General features: G+C 63.1%; 11 protein-coding genes. 3 read left to right on the top strand and 8 right to left on the bottom strand.

Annotated features, from left to right (window positions below; translation table 11 throughout):
• Positions 1-71: 71 nt before the first annotated feature.
• From ONG87_RS06455 to ONG87_RS06420, 8 genes are all read right to left on the bottom strand, one after another.
• Positions 72-833: an FKBP-type peptidyl-prolyl cis-trans isomerase gene (locus ONG87_RS06455; protein WP_122479189.1), complete on the bottom strand. Its 762-nt coding sequence runs from the start codon at positions 831-833 to the stop codon at positions 72-74.
• Positions 834-991: 158 nt separating this feature from the next.
• Positions 992-1927, bottom strand: a complete 936-nt coding sequence (gene pcaQ, locus ONG87_RS06450) for a pca operon transcription factor PcaQ (protein ID WP_122479190.1) — start codon at positions 1925-1927, stop codon at positions 992-994.
• 171 nt (positions 1928-2098) lie between these two features.
• Entirely contained in the window at positions 2099-2461 is a 363-nt protein-coding gene (gene nirD, locus ONG87_RS06445) for a nitrite reductase small subunit NirD (protein ID WP_192104220.1), read from the bottom strand.
• Positions 2461-5022, bottom strand: coding sequence for a nitrite reductase large subunit NirB (gene nirB / locus ONG87_RS06440; protein ID WP_264382465.1), 2562 nt, complete (start codon positions 5020-5022; stop codon positions 2461-2463). Before nirB ends, nirD begins: the two co-directional genes overlap by 1 nt.
• A 268-nt stretch (positions 5023-5290) precedes the next feature.
• The gene (locus tag ONG87_RS06435) at positions 5291-9070 is read right to left on the bottom strand and encodes a bifunctional nitrate reductase/sulfite reductase flavoprotein subunit alpha (protein WP_264382464.1); all 3780 of its coding nucleotides are present in this window, start codon (positions 9068-9070) and stop codon (positions 5291-5293) included.
• 380 nt (positions 9071-9450) lie between these two features.
• Entirely contained in the window at positions 9451-9588 is a 138-nt protein-coding gene (locus tag ONG87_RS06430; RefSeq protein WP_163007603.1) for a hypothetical protein, read from the bottom strand.
• Positions 9585-10463 carry a hypothetical protein gene (locus ONG87_RS06425; RefSeq protein WP_122479194.1) on the bottom strand — a complete coding sequence of 293 codons (879 nt, stop codon included), beginning with the start codon at positions 10461-10463 and terminating at the stop codon, positions 9585-9587. Before ONG87_RS06425 ends, ONG87_RS06430 begins: the two co-directional genes overlap by 4 nt.
• A gap of 181 nt (positions 10464-10644) precedes the next feature.
• Positions 10645-11130: a TlpA disulfide reductase family protein gene (locus ONG87_RS06420; protein ID WP_264382463.1), complete on the bottom strand. Its 486-nt coding sequence runs from the start codon at positions 11128-11130 to the stop codon at positions 10645-10647.
• A gap of 101 nt (positions 11131-11231) precedes the next feature.
• Between ONG87_RS06420 and arsC the strand changes: the two genes are divergently transcribed.
• From arsC to ONG87_RS06405, 3 genes are read left to right on the top strand one after another with little or no spacing between them, the layout of a single operon-like run.
• A complete protein-coding gene (gene arsC / locus ONG87_RS06415; RefSeq protein WP_264382462.1) occupies positions 11232-11585 on the top strand; it encodes an arsenate reductase (glutaredoxin) in 354 nt (117 codons plus the stop codon).
• The gene (gene wrbA, locus ONG87_RS06410; RefSeq protein WP_185793874.1) at positions 11582-12187 is read left to right on the top strand and encodes an NAD(P)H:quinone oxidoreductase; all 606 of its coding nucleotides are present in this window, start codon (positions 11582-11584) and stop codon (positions 12185-12187) included. The genes arsC and wrbA overlap by 4 nt, the downstream gene beginning before the upstream one ends.
• A gap of 51 nt (positions 12188-12238) precedes the next feature.
• Complete coding sequence (locus ONG87_RS06405) at positions 12239-12979, top strand: type I pantothenate kinase (RefSeq protein WP_264382461.1); 741 nt, start codon at positions 12239-12241, stop codon at positions 12977-12979.
• Positions 12980-12988: the final 9 nt, after the last annotated feature.

Genomic DNA, 12988 nt, shown 5'->3' with positions numbered 1-12988 from the left:
ACCCATTGGCACAGACCCGGTTCAAACGAAAACGCCCCGTCGAGACGGGGCGTTCCGGGAAACGAAGCAGCTTACTTGGCGGGTGCTGCTTCTTCGACTTCAGCGTCGTCGGTTGCAGCTTCAGCGTCAGCGGCAGCCTTGGCTGCGTCCTTGATGGCGATCAGCTCGAGGTCGAACACCAGCACCGAGTTGGCTGGGATGGTCGGGCTCGGGCTCTGCGCGCCGTAGGCCAGATCAGCCGGAATGAACAACTTGACCTTCTCGCCCACGTGCATCAGTTGCAGGCCTTCGACCCAGCCCGGGATCACGCCGCTGACCGGCAGATCGATCGGCGCGCCGCGCTCGATGGAGCTGTCGAAGACCTTGCCGTCGATCAGCTTGCCTTCGTAATGAACGGTAACCACATCGGTCGGCTTGGGCTGGGCGCCTTCGGCCTTCTTGATGACCTGGTACTGCAGGCCGGAGGCGGTAGTGACCACGCCGTCTTTCTTGGCATTGTCCTCGAGGAACTTCTTGCCGGCGGTCTGCGCCTCGGCGTTCATCTTGGTCATGCGTTCTTCGGCGCGCTTCTGCAGATCGGCAAAGGCTGCGACCAGGTCGTCGTCCTTGATCTTCTGCTCTTTCTTGCCGACGGCGTCTTCGATACCCAGGGCAACGGCCTTGGAGTCGAGATCGTCCATGCCTTCCTGAGCCAGGCTCTTGCCCATGTTCAGGCCGATACCGTAGGAAGCTTTCTGCGCCGGGGTTTTGAGCTCGACGCTGGTCTGGGAATCGCAACCTGCGAGGACCAGGGTGACCAAGGCAACTGCCGCCGCCAACCGATGCTGTTTCATGCTATTTCCTTGTTCATGCGCCATAAGGGCAATCGAATGAGGCCGCGAGCTTATCAGGCGGCCACGACCAATGGCTACCGGCATGAGAGAGGCAAAAAGACGATAAGTTCAGGCCAGCAAAAGGAAAGTGGTGCGGCAGCGGCTGGATGAAACATGTGTCACGCAGGGCTGGGTGCCTGGCCGTAGTGCGCAGCCACTTCACGCACCACCTCGCACAGCCACTGCGCCGGCAAGGCCAGCGGCAGCGCGGCGTTGCGGCAGATACCCACCGAACCACCCGGCTCGTGCACGCCCAGATCCAGTTCGCACAGTTGGCCGGTGGCGATATCGCGCTGCACCGCATCGCGCGGGGCCACCCAGATGGCGTCACTGCTTGCAACGTAGCGTCGACTGAGGGTCGGTGAAAGCGTTTCTAGACGTTGCGCCGAGGGCGTGATGGCGCATTGCACGAACAAACTGTCGGCATGCTTGCGAATAGTCGTACCGGCCAGCGGCAGCACCCAGGGGTAGCTGCCGACCTGTTCGGCGCTCAGCGGGCGCATCTGCAGCAGCGGATGCGCCGGACGCACGACCAGCGTCATGGATTCGCTGTACAGGTGTTCGAACGACAGACCCTGGATCTGCGGGCTGTCGGTCATGCGGCCGATCACCAGGTCCAGTTCGCCGACGTGCAGTTGCGCCAGCAGATAGGCACCCGGCCCGGTGGCCACGCTGACCACCAGGGCGGCGTGGCGTTCGTGCAGGCGGCAGAGTACTTCGGGCAACAGCTGGCTTTCCACGGTCGACAGCACGCCGATGCGCACCTGGGGGGCTTCGTGGGGCTCGCCGCGCAGGCTGCTGACGCCGTCGCGCAAGGCCTGCACGCAGGGCCCGGCATAACGCATGAAGCGCACGCCGGCGGCGGTCAGTTCGACGCCGCTCTTGTCGCGGTCGAACAGGCGGGTCTGCAGCAGGTCTTCGAGTTCCTTGAGCGTCTTGGAAATCGCCGGCTGGCTGATGGACAGGCCATCGGCAGCCTTGGCGAAGCTGCCCTGGCGGGCAATTTCGAGAAAGCACAGCAGGTGGCGGAATTTGATGCGGCTGTCGAGGTTCATGGCGCCAATCGTAGCATTGGGCCATGGGGTTTGCTTTGGTAGTCAGGGCCTCTTCGCGGGCAGAGAGCTCGCCGCCCGCCCCGCTCCCACAATGGTCCGGCGTACGCACACCAATATGGGAGCGGGGCGGGCGGCGAGCTCTCTGCCCGCGAAGAGGCCCGCAAGACCACCCTAGACCCTGCCAATCTCCACCCGATCACCATTGAAGCGCACCGGCCACACCCTGATGCCCTGCTCCGGCGCCTCCAGGCAGCGCCCGTCGCTGAAACAGTAATGCTGCTTGTACAGCGGCGCAGCCACCACCAGCTCGCCCTGCAGATACCCGACGATGCCACGCCCCAGCACATTGGCGCCCGAGCGCGGGTCGTGGTTGTCGATGGCGTGCAGCACCCGGCCCTCGCCCGCGTCGGGAAGGTAAAACACTGCCACCTGGTCGCCGTGCAGCCATACCACCACACCGGAATTGGCGATCAAGTCCGCTCGATCGCACACTGCTTGCCAGTCCATCGCTTGCACCGCCTTGGCCGCCTGCATCACAACACCTCCTCCATCACCGGGATCAACGTGACCACATCGCCCGCCTGCGCCGGGCGACGCTGGCCACGTTCCTTGACGAACTGCACACCCGGGTCCGCACGCTTGTCGTTGACGAAGGTGCGGAAGCGCTTGAGCTTTTCCGGATCCTTCAGGGCATTGGCCCATTCGCATTCATAGTGATCGACCACCCGCTGCATCTGCGCTTCGAGTTCGGCGCCCAGGGCCAGGCTGTCCTCCAGCACGACCTGCTTGAGGAACTCCAGCCCGCCCTCCAGGCTTTCGCGCCACACCGAGGTGCGCTGCAGCTTGTCGGCGGTACGGATGTAGAACATGAGGACGCGGTCGATGTAGCGAATCAGCTGTTCATCGTCAAGATCGGTGGCGAACAGTTCGGCGTGCCGCGGACGCATGCCGCCGTTGCCGCACACGTAGAGGTTCCAGCCCTTCTCGGTGGCAATCACGCCGATATCCTTGCTCTGCGCCTCGGCACATTCGCGGGTGCAGCCGGACACGGCGAACTTGAGCTTGTGCGGCGAGCGCAGGCCCTTGTAGCGATCCTCGATGCGCAAGGCCATGGCCACGCTGTCCTGCACGCCGTAGCGGCACCACGTGCTGCCCACACAGGATTTCACGGTACGGGTCGACTTGCCGTAGGCATGACCGGTCTCGAAGCCGGCTTCGATCAGCTCGCTCCAGATCTCCGGCAACTCGTGCAACTGTGCACCGAACAGGTCGATGCGCTGGCCGCCGGTGATCTTGGTGTAGAGGTCGTATTTCTTCGCCACCACACCGATGGCGATCAGCTTGTCCGGGGTTATCTCACCACCCGGAATGCGTGGCACTACCGAGTAGGTACCATTCTTCTGCATGTTGGCCATGAACGTATCGTTGGTGTCCTGCAGCGGCACCAGCGAGGGGTCCATGATCGGCTGGTTCCAGCAGGAGGCGAGGATGTTGCCGACGGTGGGCTTGCACACGTCGCACCCCACTGCGCCGCGGCCGTGGCGGGCAAGCATGTCCTCGAAGCTGGCGATGCCCTCGACACGGGCCAGGGCATAGAGCTCGGCGCGGGTGTAGGCGAAGTGTTCGCACAGGCTCTTGTCGACGCTGACGCCGCGGGCAATCAGCTCATGTTCGAACACCTGCTTGAGCAGCGCGGCGCAGCCGCCGCAACCGGTGCAGGCCTTGGTCTGGGACTTGAGCGCCGACAGGTCGCCACAGCCTCCATCGATGGCAGAACAGATCGCCCCTTTGCTGACGTTGTGGCAGGAGCAGATCATGGCGGTGTCCGGCAACGCATCGGCGCCCAGGGTCGGTGCGCCGTCGGACAACGGCAGGATCAGCGTCGAAGGGTCGGCCGGCAAGGCGATGCCGTTCTGGGCATATTGCAGCAGGGTGTCGTAGTAACTGTTGTCGCCGACCAGCACAGCGCCCAGAACGTGTTTGCCACTGGCGTCCACCACCAGACGACGGTAGCTGGCGTTGGCTTCGTCGATGAAACGGTAGCTCTTGGCGCCCGGCGTAATGGCATGGGCATCACCAATGGAGCCGACGTCGACGCCCAGCAGCTTGAGCTTGGTCGACATGTCGGCGCCGCTGAAGGCCACCGGTGCCTCCCCGGCCAGCTCGCAAGCCACGTTTCGGGCCATGCTGTAGCCTGGCGCCACCAGGCCGAAGACGCTGCCGTTCCACGAAGCGCATTCGCCGATCGCATACACCGCCGGGTCGCTGCTGCGGCAGTGCGGGTCGATGACGATGCCGCCGCGGGCGGCGATCTCCAGGCCGCAGGCGCGGCCCAGCGCATCCTGGGGACGAATCCCGGCGGAGAACACGATCAGGTCGGTTTCCAGGAACTCGCCGCCGTCGAAGTTCATCCGGTAGCGATGGGTCTCGCCGGCCTCGACGTTCTGCGTGGCACGGGAGGTGTGCACGCCCACCCCCAATGCCTCGATGCGCGCACGCAAGGCAGCGCCGCCGTCGACGTCCAATTGCACGGGCATCAGACGCGAGGCGAATTCGACCACATGAGCTTCCAGCCCGAGCGACTTCAAGGCATTCGCCGCTTCGAGGCCGAGCAGACCGCCGCCGACCACCACACCACGGCGCGCACCGCACGCGGCTGCACGAATGGCGTCCAGATCGTCCAGGGTGCGATAGACCAGCCGTGCGTTGCCTTCGCAACCTGGAATCGGTGGCACGAAGGGGAACGAGCCGGTGGCCAGTACCAGCACATCGTAGCCGTGCCGCCCAGTGGCGGTGACCACTTCGCGCGCCTGGCGGTCGATCTCGAGCACCGGCTGGCTCAGGTGCAGGGTGACGCCGTGCAGGCCATACAGCTGGGCATCGCCCAAGGCCAGGGTTTCGGCACACGAGCCGCCGAAGTATTCGGACAAGTGCACTCGATCGTAGGCGCGCTGGCGTTCTTCGCCGAAGACATGGATCTCGTAGCGATCGACCGCGCTGCGCTCGATCAGCTGCTCGACACAATGATGACCGACCATGCCGTTGCCGATAACGATGAGCTTCTGCCGGGGCCTGAGGTTCACGAGCGCATTCATAGGTATCTCCAAGCGGGTCACGGTGTCCTGACCATCGGGCAAAAAAAACGCCTGGAGCGAATGCTCCAGGCGCCTTTGCCTGATGGTCGGATTGAGGTTGTCCGGTAGGGTGATCGTCGTTGATCACCGGGACTTGGCCAAGGTGAAAGCAGATTGCGTGCCAGGGTGGTTTGGTGTGTGTCAGGTAGGGCCTTTCCGCGGGCAGAGGGCTCGCCGCGAAGAAGCCCTCACTGACAACAAGACCCATCCCAGTGCACCACGCACCGTTTCAGTACACATCCCGCACGTAGCGCTTGTCGCGACTGAGCTGCGCCATATAAGCCTCGGTCTGTACCTCGCTCATGCCGCCGTGCTCGGCCACTACCTGCCGCAGCACCGCATCGACATCCTTGGCCATCCGGCTGGCATCCCCGCAGACATAGAAATGGCCACCTTGCTGCAACCATTGCCAGACCTGGGCACCCTGCTGGCGCAAGCGGTCCTGGACGTAGATCTTTTCCGCCTGATCCCTGGAGAACGCTGTATCGAGCCGATGCAGATGGCCGCTGCGCAACCAGGCGTGCAGCTCGTCGCGGTAGTAGAAGTCGCTGAGCTCGCGCTGCTCGCCGAACAGCAGCCAATTGCGTCCGCTGTGGCCGAGCGCCTGCCGCTCGTGGAGGAAGGCGCGAAACGGCGCTATGCCGGTACCCGGTCCGACCATGATCATCGGTGTCTCGGGTTGGCTGGGCACGCGAAACCCGGTGGCCTTGTGCACGAAGATCGGTACCAGCGCCGCCGCCGAGCGATCCGCCAGAAAGCCCGAACACACCCCGCTGCGTACACGCTCGTTGCAGTGATAGCGCACCGTCGAGAGGGTGATGTGCACCTGCTGCGGGTCGGTGCGGGCACTCGAGCTGATGGAATACAGCCGCGGCTGCAGCGGCTTGAGCAGGCCAAGCAGTTCCTGCGTGGTGAGTGTGACGGGAAAGGCGTCGAGCAGGTCGATCAGTTGCCGACCCCACAGCCATTGCTGGAGCTCACCGGCGCGGTCGGGCGTGAGCAGCGTGGCCAGCAGCGGGTCGGCGCAGCGCTGGCCAATGAACGCCAACCACTGCGGGGTGATGCGGGTAATGTCCAGATGCTTGTGCAACGCCACCGCCAGCGGCTGTTCACCCTGCCCCTTGAGCATCACCCGCTCGCTGCTGTCCAGGCCCAGGCACGCCAGCAGTTCCTCGACCAGGCTCATGCAGTTGCTCGGCCACACCCCAAGCGCATCCCCCGCCTCGTACACCAGCCCGCTGTCCTTGAGGTCGAACACCACATGGCGAACTTCCTTCTCGGTGCCCGGCGCATTGAGCACCTGATTGTGCAGGACACGCGCCAGCCATGGCCGCTTGCGGGTGTACAGCGGCGGGGCCTGGGTCGCCAACGGGGTCGTTTCGCCAAGCGGGGCGCCCGCCAGCAGCAGGCCAACGGCCTTGGTCCACTGCTCGGCGAGTTCCTGATCGTCAGGTTCGCACTCGACGCGGGCCAGCAGGCGCTGCCCACCCAACTGCTGCAGGCGTGCGTCCAGCTTGCGGGCGAAGCCACAGAACTGTCCGTAACTCGAATCGCCCAGCGCCAGCACCGCGTAGCGCAGGTCCGGGCAGGGCTCGATGCCCTCGGCCTGCAGCTGCGCCCACAGGCGCACCGCGTTGTCGGGTGCGTCGCCGTCGCCGAAGGTGCTGGTCACCAGCAATACGTCGCGCGCCGCCAGCAGGTCGGCGGTGGTGATCTCGTCCATGCCGCGCAGCAGCACCGGCGCGCCGCGCTCGCGCAGAGTCTGCACGCAGCGCTCGGCGATGGCTTGCGCGTTGCCGGTCTGCGAGGCCCAGAGCACCAGGGTCCCCGCTTGCCCGGCAAGCGGCGCAACGGCGTCGGCCAGCGCTGGATCGAGGTCGTGCAGGGTGATCTTCGGCGAGCCGACCCGTTGCAGGGCCACGGCCGCGAATTTGAACGCGGGCTGTTGCGACAGCGGATCGCTGGCGTCGCTGGTCAACGCATTGATGGCCAGGTCGCTGCCGTAGACATCGCTCCAGTGAAACGGCGCGAAGCAATTGCCTGGCCGCACTCGGTCGCTGATGCGTGCCGGCAATACCGCCTGGCCGCGCCGCGAGCGGACCTGCACTTGATCAGCCTCGCCGATGCTCAGGCGCTCGGCATCGTCGGGGTGGATTTCGATGAACGGGCCAGGGTCGAGCTTGTTCAGCGTAGCGACCTTGCCGGTCTTGGTCAGGGTATGCCACTGGTGCTGCAGACGGCCGGTATTGAGCACCATCGCGAACTGGCCGTCGGGCAGGTCGGCGGGCGGCAGATGCGGACGGGCGAAGAAGCGTCCGCGCCCGCTGGCGGTGGGAAAGCGCGGCCCGGCGTCGGTCAGGTAGCGAATCGGGCTGCGCGGAGCGTCCTGGCCAGGCGCAGAGGGCCATTGCCTTGGCTGCTTGCGCAGTTGCGCATAGCTTGCGCCGCGGATGTCATAGCCGCTCTGCGGATTGTCGAACCCTTGCAGCTCTTCATAGACCTGCTCGGCGCTGGCGTAGTCGAAGCCTTCGGCGAAGCCCATGGCGCAGGCCACACGGGCGATGATCTGCCAGTCGGCCAGGGCCTGTCCCGGTGCGTTCACGGCCTTGGGCATCAAGGTCATGTTGCGCTCGGAGTTGATCATCACCCCTTGCGCCTCGGCCCACAGCGCAGCCGGCAGCAGGACGTCGGCGTAGCGGTTGGTTTCGGTATCGAGAAACGCATCCTGGGTGATCACCAGTTCGGCGGCCTGCAAGCCCTCGATCACTTGCCGGCGGTTGGCGACACTGGCCACCGGGTTGGTGCAGATGATCCAGCAGGCCTTGATTGCGCCCTCGCCCATTTGCCGGAACAGGTCGATGGTACCGGCGTTGCCTTCTTTGCGCAGGCTGCCGGAACGGATGTTCCAGAGCCGCTCGACATGGGCCCGGTCCGCGTCCACCAGCAATGATCGCTGGCCGGGCAGACCCGGCCCCATGTAGCCCATTTCGCGTCCGCCCATGGCATTGGGCTGGCCGGTCAGGGAAAACGGCCCACTGCCCGGACGGCAGATGGCGCCCGTGGCCAAGTGCAGGTTGCACAGCGCATTGGTGTTCCAGGTGCCCTGGATACTCTGGTTCAGCCCCATGGTCCAGCAACTCATCCAGTTCGCCGCGCCGCCGATCCACTGCGCGGCCTGACGGATCGCTCCTTCATCGAGGCCGGTGATCTCGGCGACCCGCGCCGGCGTGTAGTCGGCCAGAAACGCTGGCAATTCCTCCCAACCTTCGGTGTGTGCCGCGATGAACGCCGGGTCGGTACCGCCATCGGCATGCAACAGGTGCAGCAAGCCGTTGAGCAAGGCCAGATCGGTGCCCGGCTCGATCTGCAGGAACAGGTCGGCCTTGTCGGCGGTGGCCGTGCGCCGCGGGTCGACCACGATCAACCTGGCTCCCGCCTTGAGTCGGTCCAACAGGCGCAGGAACAGGATCGGATGACAGTCGGCCATGTTCGCGCCGATCACCAGGAACACGTCGGCGTGATCGAAATCATCATAGGAACCGGGCGGGCCATCGGCACCCAACGACAGCTTGTAGCCGCTCCCCGCACTGGCCATGCACAGCCGCGAGTTGGACTCGATGTGCCGAGTGCGAACGTAGCCCTTGGCAAGCTTGTTGACCAGGTACTGGGCTTCCAGCGACATCTGCCCGGAAACATAGAAAGCCACTGCATCCGGGCCATGTTCATCGAGGATCTGCCGCAAACGGCCACCGGCGTCCGCAATGGCCGCGTCCATGCTCGATTGCACCGGCTCGTGGTCGCGCCCGTGGCGCACGTAGGCATGCTGCATCCGGCCCGGATCAGTCAGCGGCTGGGCACAGCTGCTGCCCTTGGTGCACAGGCGCCCGGCGTTGGCCGGATGCTGCTTGTCACCGCTGACCTTGACCACCCGATCGTTCTCGACGGTCATGACGATACCGCAGCCCACCCCGCAGTACGGGCACACGCTACGGACAGAAGTGCGGGTCATCGGCGTTCCTCGCTGCTGGCTACAAAACAAAAACGGCGCCGGCTGCCTTCGCTCATCAGAGCGGGCAGCACGGCACCGTTGTCGTGTGGGGGGCAATCGGCATCGATTGCATTGTGTGCGAGGGTGCTTGCAATACATGCGCCAACCCCATCGGATCGAGCGGATCACGTTAAACGAGGGTCAGCGCGGTTGAGTGGGTCAGGAATTTTCAGGTGCGGCGCACCGTTGAGGCGCGCTATGCACCGTGGGTGCTCAGCGACTCAGCAAGATGGACAACGTAAAAAAAAGCGCCAAGCCTTACAGTTGATCATGAGCGCACCCAGGCATCATCTATCTGGTGCAGTGAGTCTGCGGCCAATCAATGACCATTGATCAGCGCTTCAGCCACCTAAAGCAATTTCGCTCCTGTTGATCACCTTTTCATTGACCACGCGCCTTACTACCGGGACAGAAGGTTTCTTCGGCGGAATCGGCTTGATATAGCCATTCGGCTTGGATTTCTCGTTGTCGGGTTTCATTTTCTTTCTCCTGGTGGCGCCTCATCCAATGTCATTCGACGAGGGGGGGCTGCAGGTTTGACTGGAGCTGGAGGCTTTGACTGCTGTTCAGCAGTGGCTTTTTCAGAGTCACTCAATGTTCTCGACCTCATTGCAAGCAAAGCATTTTCCAGAATTATAGTCCTTTTTTCCAAATCTGCTATCTGATTACGTCCAGGACCAGCAAGGAGCTGATTCTTTAACGACGAGATCTCATCTCCTACATAGCTGTCCCTGATAGACAGGTTTTTTCTCGGAGACGATGTATCCATATCAAAGACAACGAACAGGACGCTTGCCAACACGAGAGGTATGCACGCGATCAGGAAGGCTGCAACCGATTTGAAGACCCATCTTGAACGTTGCTCGTTGACCAATGCGTTATGAGTTGCGCACCGCACGTAGGTTTGGGAAATATAAGACTCGGTTTCATGTATGGGGTCTACGAGATCAAGTTGTTCGGCATGGCTGACCTGGAAATTATATTTCTTGACCTCACTGTTATAGTTTAGTTGGTCGTCATGGTATTTCTTTACCTCAGCGGCATATGGCATTCGATTGAACTCAGACCCACTGAATGCCCTGCAGTTGAAATAAACAGAAACCGAAATAATGACAATCACCAATAGAATCAAAGAAGCGATCACATAAGCAATACCATGACGTTCAGTGAAGTCCAGAAATCTAGCCAAATACGCAGATACGGACAAGAGCGCGAAGATGGCAGTGAATATCAATTGGGTCTTGATGGAAATACTGTTCTTTATCTCCTCTTCATAGGCATACATTTTCTCATAAGTAACTTCTATGCTTCGATCCTTCAAAATAATCATCCTTAATCCGGTCATTACATCCATGGACGGACTCGATCCTCGTGATCGATTTCCCCCTCGCGGCGGCATCTGTGAATACTAGCACCCGCATGCCTGGGCTCAACGCACGCAGGCAGCATCCATCAGCTGTGCGAAGCCGCGTATGAGTCAGCCAGCCCCTTAGAGCCGGAGTGCAACATCAGGCAAACCCCCTACCTGCGGCTTCTCAGCTTTCGCCGCGCTGCAGGGCTGTCAGGCGCGCCTTGATGCCGGCGGCGGTCTGCTCACCGAGCAACTGGTCGCGCACCTTGCCTTGGGCGTCGATGATATAGGTGACGGGCAAGGCCTGGCTGCGGGGCAGCTCGAAGCGCGGTGCCGGATCCTGGGCCAGCACCGTGAAGTCGATTCCCAGGGTCTTCGCGGCGGCGCTCAATTCGGCGCCCTGCAGGTTGTCGAAATTCACCCCGAGCACGCGCACGCCCTGCCCTTCCAGGCTCTGCGACAGCGCATTGAGTTCGGGGATCTCGCGGCGGCACGGCCCGCACCATACGGCCCAGTAGTTGATCACCAGCCACTGCTTGTCCAGCGTCTTGGCGCCGACCTGCGTGCCATGCTGATCGGGCCCGTAGTCGCCGCCGCAACCGCCCAGCAGCAGGGCGCCCAGCAACAGGCCAGCCAGCGGCGCGATGTGGGTCTTGATACGCCAGTTCATGGGTCTATCCTTCCTTATTCCTGAGGCCATGCGAAAAAGGCGACCGAATACCGCCACGTGGTTAGAATACCCGCCACTGGATGCCGGAGGCGACTTTTCCCATGACCCAACTGACCCTTTACCACAATCCGCGCTGCTCCAAATCACGCGCGGCGCTGGAGCTGCTGCACGCCCGCGGGCTTGCGCCCGTCGTGGTGCTCTATCTGGAAACGCCTCCCGATGCGGCCACCTTGCACGCCCTGCTGGGCAAGCTGGGCGTCAGCGCCCGGGCCTTGCTGCGCACCGGCGAAGAGGAATACAAGACCCTGGACCTGGCCGACGCGACGCTGGGCGAAGAACAACTGATGCAAGCCATGGCCAGCCACCCGAAACTCATCGAGCGTCCGATTCTGGTCAACGGTGAGCGCGCGGTGATCGGCCGGCCACCGGAAAACGTACTGGAGATTCTGTCGTGAACACACCTTACATCCTGGTGCTCTATTACAGCCGCCACGGCGCGACCGCCGAGATGGCCCGACAGATCGCCCGCGGCGTCGAGGCCAGCGGTCTTGAGGCACGTCTGCGCTGCGTGCCGGCGATCTCCACCGAGTGCGAGGCCGTCGCACCGTCAATTCCCGAGCAAGGCGCGGTATACGCCAGCCTCGACGACCTGAAGAACTGCGCCGGCCTGGCCCTGGGCAGCCCGACGCGCTTCGGCAACATGGCCGCGCCGCTCAAGTACTTCCTCGACGGTACCAGCAGCCTGTGGCTCAGTGGCGACCTGGTCGGCAAGCCGGCCGGGGTATTCACTTCCACCGCCAGCCTGCACGGCGGCCAGGAAACCACCCTGCTGTCCATGCTGCTGCCCTTGCTGCACCACGGCATGCTCGTCACCGGGCTGCCCTATAGCGAGTCGGCACTGGTGGAAACCCAGGGCGGCGGCACCCCGTATGGCGCCAGCCACCACGCCGGCGCCGACGGCAAGCGCCTGCTCGACGAGCACGAAAAGACCCTTTGCCGGGCGCTGGGCAAGCGTCTGGGCCAGACCGCACAACTGTTGAGCACACCGCGTGGCTAAGTTGAATCTCGGGTTGAATCGCAGGTTGAATCGCACGATGGCGGGTCACGCTTGAGTATCCACACCTACACCAAGTACCCCGCCACGGCCCTCGGCGACGAGTCGCCGCTGGCCTGGATCAGTGAACACATCCACCAGCACTATCTGGGCCATCGGCACACCTTCGTGGTGGCCATCGCCGGCAGCGTCGCCGTGGGCAAGAGCACCCTGTCCACGCTGCTCAAGGAGCGGTTCGAGCGCTGGCCGCAGGCACCGCGGGTCGAGGTGGTCAGCACCGATGGTTTTCTGTATCCCAACCGGATTCTGGAACAACGCCAGCTGATGCCCCGCAAGGGCTTCCCGGAAAGCTATCGCACCGACGACTTGAAGGCGTTTCTGCATGACCTCAGGCAAGGTGCGCGCGGTTTGCAGGTGCCGGTCTATTCCCAGGCGCTCAAGGACATCGACTCGCACTTCCACCTGATCGACCAGCCCGACATTCTCATTCTGGAAGGCCTGAACATCCTGCAGCTGGACCACGCCCACGACTTTTCCATCTACCTGGATGCGCCTACTGCGGACATTCGTCACTGGTACATGGAACGCTTCATGAGCCTGACCACTCTATCGGGCGACGCTGCACAGGCGCGCGCCGACTATTTGTGGGAAGAGGTCAACCTGAAGAACCTCACGGAAAACATCCTGGTGACCCGCGATCGGGCGCAGATGATTCTGCACAAGGCACCGGACCACCGCATCGACGAGGTCTGGCTGCGCGAAGGCGAGCTGCCCGTGCATTCATCCAGCAGTTGAGGACACCGG

It is taken from the genome of Pseudomonas sp. MM227, from assembly GCF_947090715.1.
Classification (GTDB): domain Bacteria; phylum Pseudomonadota; class Gammaproteobacteria; order Pseudomonadales; family Pseudomonadaceae; genus Aquipseudomonas; species Aquipseudomonas baltica.
This window is presented reverse-complemented; position numbering and strand designations above follow the sequence as displayed.